This window comes from Catellatospora sp. NPDC049111, from assembly GCF_040648615.1.
Lineage (GTDB): Bacteria > Actinomycetota > Actinomycetes > Mycobacteriales > Micromonosporaceae > Catellatospora > Catellatospora aurea.
This window is the reverse complement of sequence record NZ_JBEZEB010000059.1, coordinates 28,353-46,142: the sequence shown is the minus strand read 5'-3', so window position 1 is coordinate 46,142 and position 17,790 is coordinate 28,353. Positions and strand designations below refer to the sequence as shown.

The following is a 17,790-nucleotide window of genomic DNA, read 5'->3' as shown; positions in this document are numbered from 1 at the left end:
GCCGTGCCGGAACTGCTGGCCGCGGCCGTGCCCGCCGCCCGCGCGGCCGCCATGCCGATCCGCGCCGACGTGCCCGTGCTGGCGACCGCGCTCGGCGCGGACGCCGCGCTGCTCGGGGCCGCCGCCATCGCCGAGGAGCCGCAGTGATCACCATCGCGCTCGTTCCGCTCGACGACCGCCCCGCCTGCCGCAAACTGCCCCACCTGGTCGCCGCAGTGGCCGGCGCGCGGGTGCTGACCCCGCCGCGACCCGTGCTCCCGGAGAAGAAGACCCCCGGCCACCCCGACGCGATCTCCCGGTGGCTGCGCGGCACAACCGCCAACGCGGCCGTGGTGTGCCTGGAGACGCTGGGCCACGGCGGCCTGATCGCCTCCCGGCTCAGCGACGAACCCGTCACCGATGTCCTCGAACGCTGGAAGGTGCTGGCCGGACTGGCGCATCCGGTGCACGCCGCGACGGTGGTGCAGCGCACCCCCGACGCCGACGACGACGGGGAGGAGCCTGCCTACTGGGCGACCCACGGGCGGGCGCTGCACCGCTACTCGGCCGGGCTGCACCGGGCGCTGCGTGACCGCGTCGCCCCGCCCGACCCGGGCACCGTGCCCGCCGTGGCACGCCGCGACTTCCTGCGCCGCCGCCACCGTAACCACCTGCTCAACCAGCACGCGCTGCAGCTGGCTGCCGACGGGGTGCTGCGCACCCTCGTCATCGGAGCCGACGACTCGTCGGCCGACGCCGTCGGCACCGCCGAATGGCAGTGGCTGCGCGCCTGGTCCGGCTGGCTGGAACCGGCCGGCGCGGTGCTCACCCACCCCGGCGCGGACGAGACCGCCACCGTGCTGACGGCTCGCGCCCTCGCCCACGCCACCGGCCTGACCCCGGCTGTATCGGTGACCTGCGCCGACCCGGCCGGACTCCAGCGCATCGCGCCGTACGAGGCGGTGCCCGTCGGAGCCGGGGCCGCCAGCCAACTCGCCGCCGCCGGAGCCCGCGTCGTCGCAGACGCCTCGGCGGTGCTCGTCGTGCACGCGCCGCAACCCGGCGGCGTGGACTGGGCCGTCAACCCGCCGCAGCACCTCGACACCGCCGCAGCGGCCGCGACCGCCGCGCTCGTCGAGCGGCTGCTTGCCGACGGCCGGACCGTGGCGCTGGCCGACTGCGCCGCTCCCAATGGCGCCGACCCGGCGCTGCTGGCCGAGCTGACCGGCCGCGGGCTGCTCGCCCGGCTTGCCGGGTACGCGGGCTGGAACACCGCCGGCAACAGCATCGGCACCGCCGCCGCGCACCTGGTGGCATACCTGACCGGCAGCGCGGCGGGGACCCTGGACCGGCGTGCCCACGCCCGGCTGCTGGCCCACCGGGTCGCCGAGGACCACGCCTACATGTCCCACGCCCGCGCCGTGATCCGCGCCGAGCTGGGCGCGGACCCGACCCGCCACGACGAGGTCGCGCCTGGCAGCGGCGTCGAGTCCCGCATCGAGGACCTGGTCACCGCGCGGTGGCGGGAGTTGAACCCCATGCCCGGCTGGCGGATCCGCCCCGGCAGCATCGCGCTGCCCTGGCGGCGCACCTTTGAGATCGACATCGATGTGGAGCAGGAGCAATGACAACGCAGGCAGACGTCGTCGTGGTCGGCGGCGGGCTCGGCGGGGTGGCCGCGGCGATCGCCGCCGCCCGCGCCGGGGCGTCGGTGATCCTCACCGAGGAACTCGACCGGATCGGCGGGCAGGTCACCACCCAGCTCGTCAGCGCCCTCGACGAGCACCCGCACGTGGAGACGTTCGGGGTCTCGGCGTCCTACCGGCAGTTTCGCGACCGGATCCGCGCCGCGTGCGGGGGAGCGGCCAACCCGGGTGAGGGCTGGGTCAGCCGACTGTGCTTTCCGCCCGCCGTCGGCCAGTCCGTCATGGAGCAGCAGCTCGCCGAGCACGGGGTCCGGGTCCGGCTGAACCTCGCGCCGGTCGGCGTGGACCGCGACGGCGACACGATCACCGCGATCGAGTTCAGCGACGGCACCCGGCTCGCCGCGACGGTGTTCGTCGACGCCACCGAGCGCGGTGACCTGCTGCCGCTGTCCGGTGAGGACTGGACGCTGGGCTCGGAGGGCTTCGACGCGTACGCCGAACCGTATGCCGTGCCCGGCGGCCCGGACCCGCTCGCCCAGCAGTCGTTCACCTGGTGCGCGCTGCTGACCTACCACCCGGAGCACGACGGCGACGACCCCGGCGCGGCACCGGCCCGCTATGACGAGCTGCGCGAGCACTGCGGCCTGGACATCGCCGGCTGGGACGGCGGCGTGCACCGCTACCGCATGTTCACCGACGGGCCCGACGGCAAGCCGCCGTTCTGGACCTACCGCCGGCTGCGCGCCGACCGGCCCGAACTCATTGTGCTGAACTGGGCCAGCAACGACTGCGCCGGGCAGGACCCGATCGGCGACCCGGTCGGCGCGGAGAAGGCAGGACGGGACCTGACCGCCGCGTTCGTGCACTGGCTGCGCACCGAAGCGCCGCGAGAGGACGGCGGACGGGGCTACCCCGGGCTGCGCCTGGCCGCCGCCGAGGCGGGCACCGCCGACGGCTACGCGGCCGCGCCGTACCTGCGCGAGTCCCGCCGGTTGCGCCACGACCGGCCGGTCACCGGCCACGACCTGCTGCCTGTCGCAGGACGCGCCCGCGCCCGGCACCTGGACGGCGCGGTCGGCGTCGCCTGGTACCACATCGACCTGCACGAGCGCACCGGCCACCCGGCACCGGTGTACCAGGAGACCGCCCCGTTCACGATCCCGGCCCGCGCCCTGGCCGGACGGGTGTCCAACCTGCTCATGGGCGCGAAGAACCTCGCCGCCACGCAGATAGCCGCCGCGGCCTACCGCGTCCACGTCGGAGAGTGGGCCGTCGGCGAGGCGGCCGGGGCGATCGCCGCCGTGGCCTGCGCGTCCGGCAGCAGCACCCGGCAGGTCGTCGACACCCCCGGGCTGCTGGCCACCGCCCAGCACGACCTGGCCCGCCACGGCGTGCCGCTGTCCTGGATCGCCGACGTCACCGCCGACGACGAGCTGTTCGCGGCCGCGCACCTGCTGGCCGCGTACGGCGCGCTAGAGGCCGACCTGGCCGCCGGGCTGCACGTGCACCCCGACGACGAGCCGGGCACCGCCGACACGGCGGCGCTGGAATCGGCCGCGGAGACGGTACGGGGCGCACTCGGTCTGAGCACGTCAACCGCGACCGACGCCGCCACCTGGCGGCAGCGGGCCGCCGCCGCACTGGCGGGCCTGCGGTGATCGGCGCGACCGTGACCAGCCAGCCCCTGCTCGCCGCGCTGCGCGGCGGACTCGTGGTGTCCTGCCAGGCCGAGCCCGGCGAACCCCTCGACGCGCCCGTGCACATGACCGCCATGGCCCTGGCCGCGGCTGACGGCGGCGCCGTCGGCATCCGCGCCAAGGGCCTGGCCGACATCGCCGCGATCCGCGCCGCGATGCCGGGCACCCCGCTCATCGGCCTGGTCAAGCAGGGCCGCCACGGCGTCTACATCACCCCGACCGTCGCCGACGCGCTCGCCGTCGCCGACGCCGGAGCCGACATCGTCGCGATCGACGGCACCGACCGGCCCCGCCCTGACGGGCACACCCTCGCCTCGGCGGTCGGGGAGATACGCAGCAGACGCCAAACAATGATCATGGCGGATGTCGCGACCGTCGCCCAGGCACTGGCCGCCCAGGATGCGGGCGTCGACATCGTCAGCACCACCCTGTCCGGCTACACCGGCCCGCAGCCGCCGCCCGCCGGGCCCGACCTCGACCTGGTCGCCCGGCTCGCCGAGGCGCTGACCATCCCGTTCGCCGCCGAAGGCCGGTTCACCAGCCCGCACGAGTGCGCCCACGCCCTGCGGCTGGGCGCGCACACCGTCGTCGTCGGCACCGCGATCACCCGGCCGTCGCACATCACCGCCCGTTTCGCCGCCGCCCTGCGCCAGGAGCAAGCATGAGCACCCTGCACGTCGTCAACCACGTACACTGGGACCGCGAGTGGTACCGGCCCATGGAGGCGTTCCGGGCCCGCCTGGTCGAACTCGTCGAGCAGGTCTGCGACGCCCTCGACGACAAGCGCCTGCCGTCGTTCCACCTCGACGGGCAGACCATCACCGTCACCGACGTCGAAGCGATCGACCCGGCCCTGGCCCGGCGCGTACGCGACCACGCCCGCGCCGGCCGGCTGTCCATCGGCCCGTGGCACGTGCTGGCCGACAACCAGCTCGTCTCCGGCGAGAACCTGATCCGCAACCTGCTCGCCGCACGGCGCGTGGCCGGCGGAGCGGGTCTGGCCACCGTGGGATACTGCCCCGACTCGTTCGGCCACCCCGCCGACCTGCCCCGCATCCTGCGTGGCTTCGGCCTGGACACCGCGCTGGTGTGGCGCGGCGCGCCGCCGCAGCACGCCCGGTTCCGGTGGCGCTCCCCGGACGGCTCCGAGGTCTACGCCGTCAACCAGTGCTACTACGAACCCGACGTGCTCTGGCAGGAGGACGGCCTGGCCGAACGGATCGAGGCGTACGCCGCCAAGCAGCGCGACCGGGCCGGCGACGGCCCGCAGCTGCTGCTCAACGGCGCCGACCACCTCGCCCCGGCGCTGGACCGCCCCGACCCGGCGCTGACCCACAGCACCCTGGCGGAGTTCTTCGCCGACCCCGGGCATGACCGCGAAGGCGCGCCCGTCGTCGACGGCGAGCTGCGGTATCCGGGCGGCTGGCTGACGTTCCTGCTGCCGGGCACCCTGTCCTCGCGGATGTATCTCAAGCAGGCCAACGTCGCCGCGCAGACGCTGCTGGAGTCGTGGGTGGAGCCGTACCTCGCGCAGACCGGCGCGAGCGCCTCGACGGTCGGCATGCTGCGCCACGCGTGGGAGCTGCTGCTGGCCAACAGCCCGCACGACTCGATCTGCGGCTGCTCGGTCGACGAGGTGCACCGCGAGAACGAGGTCCGCTTCGAACGCGTCACCCAGGTCGGCGAGCACCTGCTGGCCCGCAGCCTGCAGCAGCTGGGCCTGGACACCCGCCTGTACGGCGAGCCGTCGGCCGATAGCCTGTCGGTGCTGGTGGCCAACCCGCACCCGCGTGCCGTACGCGGCCCGGTCGAGCTGGACGTGTTCAGCGCCCCGGGCCGCCACGTCGTCGGGCTGTGCGACGCCGACGGCGCCGACGTGCCGTTCGAGGTGTCCGAACCGGAGCACACGCCGCTGTTCTGCGCCGACCTGGACCTGCCGCCCGACACCCGGCCCGCCGCCCGCCACCGGCTGGTGTTCGTCGCCGAGGTCGGCCCCAGCGGGCGGCGCGGCTACCAGGTCCTGCTCGGCGACTCACCCGCCGAGCAGGCTGAGCCGCTCGCGCACCCGTGGCGCGTGGACGTCGCGCAGGACGCGTCGCTCACCCTGACCGACACCCGCACCGACCGAGTGCTGCCGGGCCTGGCGCGGCTGGTCGACGGCGGCGACGCCGGAGACACCTACAACTACGACCCACCCCGCGACGACGAGCAGGTCACCCCGCGGGTGACCGGGGTGCGCGCGGTGTGCACCCCGGTGCGCCAGGTGTGGCACGTCGACGCCGTGCTCGACCTGCCCCAGGGGCTGTCGGCCGACCGTTCGGCCCGCGCCGAGCAGCGCGAGCCGGTCGCGGTGACCGTCACCGCGACCCTGTGGCGCGGCGTCGACCGGCTCGACTGGGCGGTCGCGTTCGACAACACCGTCGGCGACCACCGGCTGCGAGCGCACTTCCCGACCGCGGCGGCCGCGGACTGGGCCGCCGACACGCACTTCTCCGTGCTGCGGCGTCCGCTGTCGCCGCCGCTCGGGCCGCTGCCGACCGAGCGGGCGTACGAGGCCGACTGCGCTGTCGCGCCCGTGCACACCTGGGCCGCGACCGGCGGGGTGGGCGTGCTGACGGCGGGGCTGCCCGAGGTGCAGTGCCTGCTCCCGGCCGGCGCGCCCGAGCTGGCGGTGACCGTGCTGCGGGCCACCGGCTGGCTGTCGCGTCCCGACCTGCGCTCGCGCACCACCGGCGCGGGTCCGGAGCTGCCGACCCCCGAAGCGCAGTGCCTGCGCCGGGTCGACGCCGCGATCGGAGTCGTGCTCGACACCGGCGAGCAGGACATGGCGTACGCGGCCGCGCTGCACCGTGCCCCGCTGCGGGCCTGGCAGCTGCGCTTCGGCAGCCCGGTCCCGGTTCAGGCCGACGGTGTCGGCGTGACCGGCGCGACGGTGACCGCAGTGAAGCCTGCCGACGACGGCGACGGGATCGTGCTGCGGGTCGCCAACGTGACCGGCGAGGCGGTCACCGCGGCGATCACCGGCCTGGACGGCCGGACCGTCGCCGAATGCTCGCTGGCCGAGGAGCCGGTGGCCGGACAGCCGGACCCGGGGGCGTTGGTGCTCGGGCCGTACGAGGTGCGCTCGCTGCGGGTGCGCTGAGCCGGGGGTGTTCGGCGGAGCGCTGTTGCTGAAACCGCTCTCACGCCTATCCTGCGATCCGGCCGTCAGCGGTGGCGGCGACCAGCGTCGACGACGTTGGGTCGCCGCCACCGTCGGCGTCTGGTACCGCTGCGTTGCGAGGTGGCGAGCTGCTGCCGGCGGTCGCGTTCGACGCATGGTCAGGGAGTGCCCGTGGACAGCTTGACGACGGATCGACGCCCTGCCGGTGCGGCGCGGGCGGCCGACCGCCGTCGCCACCGCGTCGGCGATCTTCAGGTGGACCTGCCGAGTCCACACCAGCGGGCTGCTGGCCGCGACGCAGGGCGACAGTCAGGCGTTGATCAATCCGAAGCTGGCCGACGGTTGATGCTGCTTCGTCCGCGGTCAAGGAAACGAAGTACGCCACCCGACGAGGCTACGTGACACCAGAGATCATGGCTGGCTCGTGGGACGGTCGTTCGACGCGCACATCACATCGGACAGGCTGAATCATCAACGATGCCGCACCGTCATTGCTCGCTCGCTCGGGCAGGCCGGCTCCGTCCTGTCGCCGGAGACGGACGACGCATCGAGGGCGACCAGCGGTGACCTTGTGCTGTGTGGGCCGCTCAGCCGGATCGGCCCGTGCGGGGCTGGTGCACGTGGTGCAGGCGCAGGCGCGGCGGCGGGGGCAGCGGCCGAGTGTGTCCGGCCGCGAACGACTGCAGCAGGTACGCCACCAGCCGCCGTGACGCGGCCGGGGCCTGGCCCGCGGGTGCGGCGGCGATGACCGCGTCGTTGGCGACCAGCAGCAGCATCAGGTCCGCGACGGCGAAGTCGGGGCGCAGCGCCCCTGCCGCCACGGCCCGATCGATCAGCCGCACGAACCCGTCCTCGGCGCGGGCCCGCGCCTGTTCGTGATCGACCGCGTCCGGGTATGCGGTCAGGAACGCGGCGGTGAAGCCGCGGTCGGCGGCCTGCATGGCGGACACCTTGGTCACGAGCGTGCAGAACCCGCGCCACGGGTCATCGTCGGCGAACGCCTCGTCGGCCACCGCCGCGCAGGCCTGGAACCGGTCGGCGAAGACTTCGGTGACCAGCTGCTCGCGGGTGGGGAAGTGCCGGTAGAGGGTTGCCATGCCGACCCCGGCGCGGCGGGCGATCGCCGCCATGGGCACGTCGAACCCGGCCGTGGCGAACGCCTCGCCGGCCGCCTGGAGCAGCCGAGCCCGGTTGCGTGCCGCGTCGGAGCGGGGGCGGCCTGGGGCGGCGGGCAACCGAGAAGATCGCGTGCTCATCCTCCTCACTTTAGCTTAAACGGATTGCCCTGTCCGTTTGAGCGGCTAGCGTCGTCCCGCGTGAGCTCCCGGAACGTCCGGGTCACAGTGACAGGAAGGCAAGCCAGTGGCACAGATGCGCGCCGCGCTCTACGACAGGTACGGCCCGCCCGAGGTGCTGTACGAAGGCAACGTCGCACGACCGGCGGCCGGACCCGGCCAGGTGCTCGTGCGGGTGCGCGCCACCAGCGTCAACGGCGGCGAGCTTTACGGCAGGGCGGGCAGGGTCAAGGCGGTCACGGGCCTGCTCGTCGGGCGGGGTTTCCCCAAGCAGTTGGGCCTCGACCTGGCGGGCCGGATCGAGGCCCTCGGCAGCGGCGTGACCGGCCTTTCCGTCGGCCAGCCCGTGTGGGGCGTCAGCCGCGCGATGAACGCGGCGGCCGAGTACGCGGCCATCGCCGCCGACCGGGTGGCCCCGATCCCGGACGGATTGACGTTCGAGCAGGCCGCGGCGCTGGCCGGGGTCGGCACCACGGCGGTGACGGCACTGGTGGACAAGGCGGGGCTGCGGCAGGGGGAACGGCTGCTGGTCCGCGGTGCCGCGGGCGGGGTCGGCAGCATCGCGGTGCAACTCGGCCGGTCATTGGGCGCGCACGTGACCGCGCTGGCCGGCGCGCGGACCTTCGACCTGGTACGGGATCTCGGCGCGCACGAGTGCATCGACTACCGGGCGGTGACACCCGGCGACCTCGGCCGGTTCGACGTGGTCGTGGACACGGTCGGTACGCAGCTGCGGGCCTACCGGAGCCGGCTGACGGGCGGCGGCCGGATGGTCGCGATCTCGTTCGACCTCGATCGCGTGGTCGCGTCACTGGGATACGTGGCCGCCTCGGCGGTGCACGGTTCCCGGCGGGTGCGGTTCTTCAGCGGCAATCCGCGCCGCGCCGACCTGGACCGGCTCGCGGCGTTGGTGGCGCGGGGCGCGGTGCGGCCGGTCGTGGACCGGGTCTTCCCGCTGGCTGACATCGCGGGCGCGCACCAGGCACTGGAGGACGGCGGCGTACGCGGCAAGATCGTCGTCTCGATCTGACGCCGACGGGTGGACCGTGCCCGTCATGCGTCGACGCCGGCCGGCACGCCCTGGTGAGGGCGGGTCCGGCGCGCGATGGCGAGCCGGACCCGTTCCCCCGTCAGGCCTGCCGGATGTGGACGGCGAGGCCCTGGAACGCGGCCGCGGTGTGGCCGTCGGCGGTGTACGCGGCGAATCCGCGGTGCTTGGCCAGCGTCACCGCGAACCGCGGGTCCTGCTGGCGGGTGTATCCGATGGCACTGCGGTCGCGGGAACCGGCCAGTTCCAGGGCGAGCGCGGTCGCGACGTCGTCACCGAAGATGTCGTCGCTGTCGGCGACGGCCTGCGTGCCGTCGGGGCGCAGCTCGCGTAGCGTGTTCGGCACGCGGATGCGCCAGTCGGCGGGGGAGTAGGTGAAGCCCGCGGTCAGGTGGCTCCAGCGCACGCCGTCGCGCAGGTCGAGCACGTTGATGCCGCCGGCGCCCAGCACGCGGCCGCGCTCGTCGCGGCTGCCCGGGTCGGTGACCAGCAGCGCGGTGTTCGGGTCCAGGCCGTAGACCCGGTCGTGGCCGGTGTCTTTCGCGAGCTGGACGGCGCGGCCGAGGCGGGCGTACGCGGAGAAGTGGGTGTCGATCAGCCCGGAGCGCAGGAACCCGAACCCGCCCGCGGGCCAGTAGCCGCTGGTGTTCGGGTCGTCGAAGTAGCCCGGCAACGCGCCGTCGCGCAGGGCTTCATAGCTCTCGCCGCCGGTGACCATGTCGGCGCCCTGCTGGATCTGGGCTCCGGCGCTGCTGCCGGCGATGACGGCGCCCGCGGCGTGGCTGCGGCGGATCGCGGCCAGCACGAGGGTGTCGGTGTGGGCGTCGCCGTGCAGCAGGGTGGTGATGTAGCGGAACTGGTCGCCGCCGCCGAAGAAGAAGCCGGTGCAGCCGGCGGCCAGCGCGGCGACGGCGGGATCGTCGGCGGCGTCGAGGCGGTCGAGGTCGACGGGGATCCAGACGGCTTCGCCGGCACCGTGGGAGCGCAGCAGGTCGGCGTAGTACTGCCCGTTGGTCTCGCTGTTGACCGCGTCGGGGGAGCCGGCGTCGGGGTCCTGGCTGGGCGGGACGGAGGCGGCGGTGAGCACGCCGATGCGGGCGGTCGCGCCGCCAGCGCGGCGGACGATCTCGCCGTAGATCTCGGTGTTGTCGTCGGCCAGCGAGCCGCCGACGAGGATCAGCGGGCCGCGGCAGGCCTTGGCGGCGGCGGGTGCGGCGGGGCCGAACGCGGTGAGGGCGGCTGCGCCGAGGGCTCCGGCTAGGACAGTGCGTCTGCGGGTCATGGGGTGCCTCCCGGGGGATGGGAGGCTCCGCCCGCCGCCGCGTGGTGGGAACTGGGTTTCCAAACGGCGGGCGGAGCCGGACTGGGTGTCGGCGCCAGGTGGGCGACGCGAGAGCACGTTACAAGAGCTTGTACTCATAGTCTAGATGTAATGCATGTTACGAGTTCGTAAGTAATAGGAACTACACATGTACAAGAATTGGCCGTGTCTGTACTGTGTGTTACATCACCAGCGTGGTGGGATCCGTCGAGGAGGATCTATGCCCCCCATGTCCCGCCTGGCCGCCGCGACAGCCGTCGCCGTGCTGGCAGGCACCCTGATCGGCACCCCGGCGCACGCCGCCGTGACCCGGGTCCGCCAGGGCAGCGCCACCGACGTCAGCCGCACCACCTGGTCCGGCCCGGCGTACACGATGAACGGCTCCGGCGGGGTCGTCACCGCGACCATGACCAAGGCGATCGACGCGATCCGCGGCGGCAGCGGCAGCATCGACGTCGCGGTATTGGCCGGATCCGCGCCCACCTCGGGCAGCAAGACCCCCGAGTGCGACACCATCGTGGGGCTGGCCAACGTCAATTCCTGCACGACGCTGACCCTGACCAGCGCCAACGACGGCAACAACACCCAGGTCAACACCGACATCCGCAACGCCGAGTTCGTCTACTTCGCCGGCGGCGACCAGTGCCGCTACGCGAACTGGAAGGGCACCTCGCTGCGGGCCTCGGTGCAGTCGGTGGTCGCCAAGGGCGGCGGTGTCGGCGGCGGCAGCGCCGGGCACCACATCAACAGCGACGTCGTCTACGACGCCTGCACCGGCAGCGTGCTGTCGTCGGAGGCCCTGGCCGACCCGTACGACAGCTACATCAGCTTCACCACCGGCATGTTCGAGTGGCCGCACTACGCCGACACGGTCAACGACTCGCACTTCGTCGCCCGCGACCGGATGGGCCGGCTGATGGCCTTTGTCGCCCGATCCATCAAGGACGGACTGGTCAGCGGCGGCTCGGCCTGGGGCGTCGGGGTCGAGGAGGGGGCGTCGCTGTTCATCGACGCGGCGGGCAAGGCGACGCTGAGCGGCCCGAGCGCATATGTCGTGCTAGGCGACCACCAGCCCGAACGAGCCTCGGCCGGGCAGTCGCTCAGCTTCTCCAACTTCAAGATCTGGAAGCTGACCGGCGGCCAGAGCTACGACTTCGCCAACCGTCCGAGCTGCGGCTACTACCTGCGCAGCGTCACCAACGGGGTGGCCGAGTCCAACCTGTACAACGGCACCCCGCTCACCTCCTGCCCGCCGCCCGGCGGCGGCGGGGGCGGGTCCAGCTACGCCGAGTTCGAGCCGAACGACTCCCGCTCGGCCGCCAACAGCATCGCGTCGCTGACCTATCCCGCGACCGTCACCGGGAACATGGGCAGCAGTTCCGACCGTGACTACTTCGCCACCACCCTGGCCTCCGGCCAGACCATCACCGTGAACTGCGCGATCCCGTCGGCCTACGACGCCGACCTGTACCTGCTCAACTCCTCCGGCAGCACCCTGGTCCGCTCGGTCAACGACGGCGCCGGAGCCGACGAGTCGCTGACCTACACCCGCACGGCCTCGGGCAGCGCCACCGTCTACGTGGAGCTGGAGTCCTACTCCGGCTCCGGCTCGGCGGCCTACTCCTGCACCGTGACCAAGTGACCGGCGTCCCCGCCCGGCGCGCGCCGGGCGGGGACCCCTGCCCGGGCGTGGCTACGCTGTGCGGCGGAGGTGGCAGATGACCGCAGTCGAGCACGGCGTCGCCGGGATGATCCATGCCCGGCTGGGCGAGTGCAGCCCGGCCGAGCGCCGAGTGGCCCGGGTGCTGCTGGCGGCGTACCCCGCAGCCGCATTGGAGACGGTGGCGGTGCTGGCCGAGCGGGCCGGGGTGAGCGGGCCGACGGTGCTGCGCTTCGTCAACCGGCTGGGGTTTCGCGGGCATCCCGAGTTCCAGAAGGCGGTGCGCGACGAGCTCGCCGAACGTGACACCTCCCCGCTGGCCGCCTACACCGCCGAACCGCCGACCGCGCCCGGTGGGGCGCTGGAACGCGCGCGGCGGGTGCTGCCCCAGGCTGTCGAGGCCACCCTGGCCGAGCTGCCCGAATCGGAGGTGGAGGCGGCGGTGCGGCTGCTGGCCGACCCGCAGCTGCGCGTCACCGGCCACGGCGGGCGCTTCTCCGCGCTGCTGGCCCACTACCTCGTGATGCACCTGGTGCAGGTCCGCGGCAACAGCCGGCTGCTGCCCGCGGGGCAGGTCGAGCGGGCCGGCCTGCTGGCCGAGCTGGGCCGTCGGGACCTGCTGGTGCTGTTCGACTACCGCCGCTACGAGCAGCCCACGCTGCGGCTGGCGCAGGCGGCCAAGGAGCACGACGCGAAGATCATCCTGTTCACCGACCGGTGGCTGTCGCCGGTCGCGGGCGTCGCCGACGTGGTGCTGCCCAGCCGGGTGGACTCGCCGTCGGCGTACGACAGTTTCGTGCCCACGGTCGCGGTGCTGGAGACCCTGATCGACGGGGTGATTGCCAGGCTGGGTCCGGCTGCGGGGGAGCGGCTCACCTCCATCGAGACGGCGGCGCAGCGGTACGGCCTGCTCGAATGATCTTGTTACATCAAAACGTAACTTCACAATTTCTGTAACGCCTATTACAGTCCCCGGTACTGAGTTTCAGTAACCGGGAGGACTTCATGCGTTCGCGCCGTTTCGCCCTGTCCACCGCCGCGCTCGCGGCCGTCGCGCTCGCCGCGGCCGCCTGCGGCACCACCGACACCCCGACCACCGGCAACTCCGCGGCAGCCGCGACCGTCACCGTCGCGATCACCGGCGTCGGCGACGTCACCACCGACGCCAAGGTCGCTGCCAAACTGCCCGCCGACTTCCGCGGCAAGGGCGCCATCACCATCGCCACCAACGCCCCCTACGAGCCGTTCATCGACTTCAAGGCCGAGGGCAACACCACCGAGTTCAAGGGCCTGGACTACGACCTGCTCACCGCCGCCGCCGCGCGGCTGGGCCTGACGGCCCAGTGGAGCCAGCAGCCGTTCGACGGCCTCGTGCCCGGCCTGCAGGCCGGCAAGTACGACGCCATCGCCGGTGGCATCACCGACAAGAAGGAGCGCCAGCAGGTCGCCACCTTCGTCGACTACTCCGCCTCGGGCACCGGTTTCCTCGTCACCAAGGGCAACCCCAAGTCCATCAACGACGTCACCGGGCTGTGCGGGCGCACCGTCGCCGTGCAGAAGGCCAGCAACCAGGCCAAGCACCTGGCCGAATACAGCAAGACCGGCTGCGCCGGCAAAGCGATCACCGTCAAGGAGTACCCGGAGAACCCGCAGGCCGTGCAGGCCCTGCTCGCCGGAACTGTCGACGCCGTCGCCGCGACCAAGGTCAACCTCGTCGACACCGAGCAGCAGCTCAAGGACAAGGTCCAGCTCGCCGCCGACGCCCAGAACCCCAACGGCTGGCTGGCCAGCCCCAACGGCTTCGGCTTCCTCAAGTCCCGCGCCGACCTCGCCCAGGCGTTCCAGGCCGCGGTGCAGTCCCTCATCGACGACGGCACCTACGCCAAGATCCTCGCCCAGTACGAGCAGAAGGAGATCGGCCTGGTCACCGCGACCATCGACCAGGCCATCGACTGACCGCCCGCCCACGGGTGGCGGGCACTCACCGCCCGCCACCCGCGCCAACCGAGGGAACCCCACCGATGACAACCGACACCCCACCGCCGATCAAGGCCGTGCCGGTACGCCACCACGGCCGCTGGATCGCCGCCGCCGTCGTGCTGCTGCTGGCCTACCAGGTCGGTTCGGCCCTGCTCAGCAGCCCCAACCTCGAACCGCACACCATCGGCGAATACCTGTTCAAAGACTTCGTCCTCGAAGGTGTACGCACCACTCTGCTGCTCACCGTGATCGCCATGCTGCTGGGCACCGCGGGCGGCGTGCTGCTCGCCGTCATGCGCCTGTCGGCCAACCCGGTGCTGCGTGTGTCGGCCGCGGCGTTCGTCTGGTTCTTCCGCGGCACCCCGCTGCTGGTCCAGATCGTCTTCTTCGGCTTCCTCGGCGCCCTGCTGCCCCGGCTGACCATCACGATCCCGTTCACCGGCATCGCGGTCTTCGACCAGCCGACCAACGCCGTCATGGTCGGCATCGTGCCCGCGGTGCTCGCGCTGTCGCTCAACGAGATGGCCTACGCCGCCGAGATCGTGCGCGCCGGCATCCTCGCCGTCGACAAGGGACAGACCGAAGCCGCCCACGCCCTGGGCATGAAACCCGGCCTCACCATGCGCCGCATCATCCTGCCGCAGGCCATGCGCGTGATCGCCCCGCCGATGGGCAACGAGGTCATCACGATGCTCAAGTCCACCGCCCTCGTGTCGGTCATCGCCGGCCGCGACCTGATGACCGCGGTGCAGACCGTGTACGCGCAGAACTACAAGGTCATCCCGCTGCTGGCCGTCGCCGCGATCTGGTACCTGGCCCTGGTCAGCGTCCTGTCGGTGGTGCAGTGGTTCGTCGAACGGCGCTTCGGCCGCGGCCACCGCGCCACCAGTGGGGGAGGAATGTTCCGGTGACCGCGATGATCAAAGCCGAGGGAGTGCGCAAGAGCTTCGGGCAACTGGAGGTCCTGTCCGGCATCGACCTGCAGGTCGACAAGGGGCAGGTGTGCTGCCTGCTCGGCCCGTCCGGGTCCGGCAAGTCCACGTTCCTGCGCTGCGTCAACCACCTGGAGACCGTCACCGCCGGGCGGCTGTGGGTCGACGGCGACCTCGTCGGCTACCGCCAGCGCGGCGACCGCCTGCACGAACTGCGCGAGTCCGAGGTCGCCGAACGCCGCCGCGACATCGGCATGGTGTTCCAGCGGTTCAACCTGTTCCCGCATCTGACCGCCCTGGGCAACGTCGTGGAGGCCCCGGTGCACGTGCTGCGCGAACCGAAAGCGGCAGCCCGGCAGCGGGCACTGGACCTGCTCGACCGGGTCGGCCTGGCCGACAAGGCCGACGCCTACCCGGCCATGCTGTCCGGCGGGCAGCAGCAGCGCGTCGCCATCGCCCGCGCCCTGGCGATGCGGCCCAAGCTGATGCTGTTCGACGAGCCCACCTCCGCGCTGGACCCGGAACTCGTCGGCGAGGTCCTCGACGTCATGCGCGGACTCGCCGCCGACGGCATGACCATGCTGGTGGTCACCCACGAGATGGGCTTCGCCCGCGAGGTCGCCGACACGGTCGTGTTCATGGACGGCGGCGTCGTCGTCGAAGCCGGCACCCCCGAGCAGGTCCTCGGCGACCCGCGCCACGACCGCACCCGCGCGTTCCTGGCGAAGGTCCTGTGAACGCCGCCGCTTTGCGCGCCGCCGCCCAGGCCCGCTACCCGGCGTTCCTGGCGAGGCTCGCCGAACTCGTCGAGATCGACTGCGGGTCGCGGCAGGTCGCCGGCCTGCGCCAGGTCGCCGCCCGGTTCAGCGGGTACGCCGCCGACGCCGGGCTCGACGTCACGGTGGTGCCGATCCACGACGACACCGCCGTGCCGCTCGGCGACGCCGTGGTGGCCCGGCTGTCCGGCCGCGGAACCCGGCGCATCCTGCTCGCAGCGCACCTCGACACCGTGTTCCCGCCCGGCACCGCCGCCGCCCGGCCGCTGACCGTCGACGGCGCCACCGGCCGCGCGTACGGTCCCGGCGTCTGCGACGACAAGGGCGGGCTGCTGGCGGGGCTCGCCGCGATCGAGACCCTCCTCGCGCTGCGTGCCGACGGTTTCGGCGAGCTGGCGCTGGTCGCCACCCCCGACGAGGAGATCGGCTCCATCGGCAGCCGGCCGCTGCTGGCCGGGCTCGCCGAGCAGGCGGACGCGATCCTGTGCCTGGAATGCGCCCGCGACAACGGCGATCTCGTCTCGGCCCGCAAAGGCGTCGCCGACGTCGAGATCGACCTGCACGGCCGGGCCGCCCACGCCGGCATCGAACCCGAGCGCGGCGCCAACGCCGCGCTGGCCGCCGCGCACCTGACCGTGGCGCTGCAACGCCTCACGGGTGTCAACGTCGGCGTGCTCCAGGCCGGCACCCGGCCCAACGTGGTGGCCGACCGGGCGCGCCTGGTCGTCGACGTGCGCGCGGCCGAACCGGCCGCCTACGAGGCGGCGCTGGCCGACATCACCCGGCTGGCCGGCAGCCCGCTCGTCGACGGGGTCACCGCCACCGTGCGGGTTGTCGCGCCGACCCCGCCGTGGTCCGGCGGACCCGGCACGGCGGCGCTGCTGCGCGCCGCCGAGCAGGTCGGCGGCGAACTGGGCCTGACCGTCACCCACGCCGCCACCGGCGGCTGCGCCGACGCGAACCTGCTGGCCGAGTCGGGTGTGGCCGTGCTCGACGGGCTCGGGCCGGTCGGCGGCGGCGACCACGGCCCGGACGAGTGGCTCGACCTCGACTCGGTCGTTCCGCGGGTCGCGCTGCTGGCGGGCCTCATCGACCGGATCAGCTGACCAGGACCTGCCCCGCGTCCCGGACGCGGGGCAGGCCGGTCTCACCTGCCCCGCTGCCGGGTCTCAGTAGAGGCTGGAGCGGTGGGTGGGGCGCAGGCGGAAGGTCTCGGTCTTCACCACCTCCGCTGGGATGTCTGCCCGCAGCGGGGACCGGGCGAGCCAGACCAGCGCATGCTCGCCCTCGCGGACCGGCAGCCGGGGGAAGTCGTTCGCGGCGTACTCGGCCCGCAGCACCGCCAGCGTGTCGGTCGGGATCTCGGCTGGGTCGGGGAAGGGGCCGGCCCAGTACCAGATGGTCGCGTACAGGATCGAATCGTGGTCAGCGGCGTCCCGGTCGAACACCGGCACCGGCTTGATCTCGCGGAGCAGTAGGACGTCGTCAGAGTCGACCATTGTCGCGTTCGCCGCCGGTCCGTGCTCCGCCCACACCGGGCCGGAATAGAAGGCCGAAAGGCCGGTCCGGCGCGATGCCATGTCGGTGAATCCGCGCAGCCACACGAACTGATCGGGCCGGTCGAGGTCGCGGAACTGGCCCAGCACCGCCATCCCCAGGTCCTCCTGGGGGTGCACGAACTCGCGGTCGAACAGGTCGATCAACTCGTCGCGGCGTCCCTCATGCAGGGTGTAACGGCGCAGCTCGAGGATCATGACAGGATCCTTTCCAGAACGTCGGCGACGGTCGAGCGGGCCAGCGCCGCCCGGAACGTGTCGGTCGCTTCGTCGTACAGGTCAGCGAGCACCGGACGGATGCCGCGTCCGACCGGGCACTCCAGGTTCGGTTCGGAGTGGTGCAGTGCGAGCAGCGGCTCCGGTGAGACGGCGAGCCAGATGTCCAGCAGTGTGATCTGCGCTGCCGGCCGGCCGAGGGAGAAGCCGGCGCCGTTGCCGCGGCGGGCGCTCACCAGGCCCGCTCGCTGCAGGTCGCCGAGGCTGCGGCGGATGACGACCGCGTTCGTGTTGACGCTGGCGGCCACCTCCTCCGAGGTGAGCACCTCGCGTCCACGCCGCCGGGCCAGTTCCATCCACGCCAGCACGTGGGCCGCGATCGTCACTCTGCTGTTGGCCGCCACCGGAGCAGTCTCGCTCATAATCGCCTTGGAAGCAACAGAGTTTGTTACGTCTGGTCTCCTGGTGCCGCGGCGCGATCCGTGATGCGGTGCAGCCCGCCCTGTCCACCCCGCCGCGAG

General features: G+C 73.0%; 15 protein-coding genes. 11 read left to right on the top strand and 4 right to left on the bottom strand.

Annotation, left to right across the window (positions count from 1 at the left end):
- Nucleotides 1-143 precede the first annotated feature (143 nt).
- The 4 genes from AB0B66_RS40870 to AB0B66_RS40855 are packed head-to-tail and all read left to right on the top strand — an operon-like array spanning nt 144 to nt 6,464.
- Nucleotides 144-1,607: a DUF4127 family protein gene (locus AB0B66_RS40870; RefSeq protein WP_360540515.1), complete on the top strand. Its 1,464-nt coding sequence runs from the start codon at nt 144-146 to the stop codon at nt 1,605-1,607.
- Nucleotides 1,604-3,283, top strand: a complete 1,680-nt coding sequence (locus AB0B66_RS40865) for an FAD-dependent oxidoreductase (RefSeq protein ID WP_360540513.1) — start codon at nt 1,604-1,606, stop codon at nt 3,281-3,283. The genes AB0B66_RS40870 and AB0B66_RS40865 overlap by 4 nt, the downstream gene beginning before the upstream one ends.
- Before the next feature lie 11 nt (nt 3,284-3,294).
- Nucleotides 3,295-3,987 (top strand): N-acetylmannosamine-6-phosphate 2-epimerase, encoded by a 693-nt coding sequence (locus AB0B66_RS40860; protein ID WP_360540511.1) that lies wholly within the window; start codon nt 3,295-3,297, stop codon nt 3,985-3,987.
- Nucleotides 3,984-6,464 carry a glycosyl hydrolase-related protein gene (locus AB0B66_RS40855; protein WP_360540509.1) on the top strand — a complete coding sequence of 827 codons (2,481 nt, stop codon included), beginning with the start codon at nt 3,984-3,986 and terminating at the stop codon, nt 6,462-6,464. Before AB0B66_RS40860 ends, AB0B66_RS40855 begins: the two co-directional genes overlap by 4 nt.
- A gap of 608 nt (nt 6,465-7,072) precedes the next feature.
- Here AB0B66_RS40855 and AB0B66_RS40850 read toward each other — a convergent pair.
- Entirely contained in the window at nt 7,073-7,741 is a 669-nt protein-coding gene (locus tag AB0B66_RS40850; protein WP_360540507.1) for a helix-turn-helix domain-containing protein, read from the bottom strand.
- 115 nt (nt 7,742-7,856) lie between these two features.
- Here AB0B66_RS40850 and AB0B66_RS40845 point away from each other — a divergent pair, with 115 nt between their 5' ends.
- Nucleotides 7,857-8,810, top strand: coding sequence for an NAD(P)-dependent alcohol dehydrogenase (locus AB0B66_RS40845; protein ID WP_360540518.1), 954 nt, complete (start codon nt 7,857-7,859; stop codon nt 8,808-8,810).
- Between the two features lie 100 nt (nt 8,811-8,910).
- Here AB0B66_RS40845 and AB0B66_RS40840 read toward each other — a convergent pair whose 3' ends face one another.
- Nucleotides 8,911-10,110, bottom strand: coding sequence for a cyanophycinase (locus AB0B66_RS40840; protein WP_360540505.1), 1,200 nt, complete (start codon nt 10,108-10,110; stop codon nt 8,911-8,913).
- Between the two features lie 259 nt (nt 10,111-10,369).
- Here AB0B66_RS40840 and AB0B66_RS40835 point away from each other — a divergent pair, with 259 nt between their 5' ends.
- The 6 genes from AB0B66_RS40835 to AB0B66_RS40810 all read left to right on the top strand — a co-directional run bounded on the left by AB0B66_RS40835 (nt 10,370) and on the right by AB0B66_RS40810 (nt 16,603).
- Nucleotides 10,370-11,791, top strand: a complete 1,422-nt coding sequence (locus tag AB0B66_RS40835; RefSeq protein WP_360540503.1) for a pre-peptidase C-terminal domain-containing protein — start codon at nt 10,370-10,372, stop codon at nt 11,789-11,791.
- A gap of 76 nt (nt 11,792-11,867) precedes the next feature.
- Nucleotides 11,868-12,728, top strand: coding sequence for a MurR/RpiR family transcriptional regulator (locus AB0B66_RS40830; RefSeq protein ID WP_360540501.1), 861 nt, complete (start codon nt 11,868-11,870; stop codon nt 12,726-12,728).
- Between the two features lie 86 nt (nt 12,729-12,814).
- Nucleotides 12,815-13,765: an ABC transporter substrate-binding protein gene (locus tag AB0B66_RS40825; RefSeq protein ID WP_360540499.1), complete on the top strand. Its 951-nt coding sequence runs from the start codon at nt 12,815-12,817 to the stop codon at nt 13,763-13,765.
- 65 nt (nt 13,766-13,830) lie between these two features.
- On the top strand, nt 13,831-14,700 hold the full coding sequence (locus AB0B66_RS40820) for an amino acid ABC transporter permease (RefSeq protein ID WP_360540498.1): 870 nt from the start codon (nt 13,831-13,833) through the stop codon (nt 14,698-14,700).
- On the top strand, nt 14,697-15,458 hold the full coding sequence (locus AB0B66_RS40815; protein WP_360540496.1) for an amino acid ABC transporter ATP-binding protein: 762 nt from the start codon (nt 14,697-14,699) through the stop codon (nt 15,456-15,458). Before AB0B66_RS40820 ends, AB0B66_RS40815 begins: the two co-directional genes overlap by 4 nt.
- Nucleotides 15,455-16,603: a M20/M25/M40 family metallo-hydrolase gene (locus tag AB0B66_RS40810; protein WP_360540494.1), complete on the top strand. Its 1,149-nt coding sequence runs from the start codon at nt 15,455-15,457 to the stop codon at nt 16,601-16,603. Before AB0B66_RS40815 ends, AB0B66_RS40810 begins: the two co-directional genes overlap by 4 nt.
- 63 nt (nt 16,604-16,666) lie before the next feature.
- Here AB0B66_RS40810 and AB0B66_RS40805 read toward each other — a convergent pair whose 3' ends face one another.
- Together AB0B66_RS40805 and AB0B66_RS40800 are read right to left on the bottom strand one after the other, a co-directional pair.
- Nucleotides 16,667-17,251 (bottom strand): NIPSNAP family protein, encoded by a 585-nt coding sequence (locus tag AB0B66_RS40805; protein WP_360540492.1) that lies wholly within the window; start codon nt 17,249-17,251, stop codon nt 16,667-16,669.
- Nucleotides 17,248-17,691, bottom strand: coding sequence for an Rrf2 family transcriptional regulator (locus tag AB0B66_RS40800; protein ID WP_360540490.1), 444 nt, complete (start codon nt 17,689-17,691; stop codon nt 17,248-17,250). Before AB0B66_RS40800 ends, AB0B66_RS40805 begins: the two co-directional genes overlap by 4 nt.
- Between the last annotated feature and the right edge of the window lie 99 nt (nt 17,692-17,790).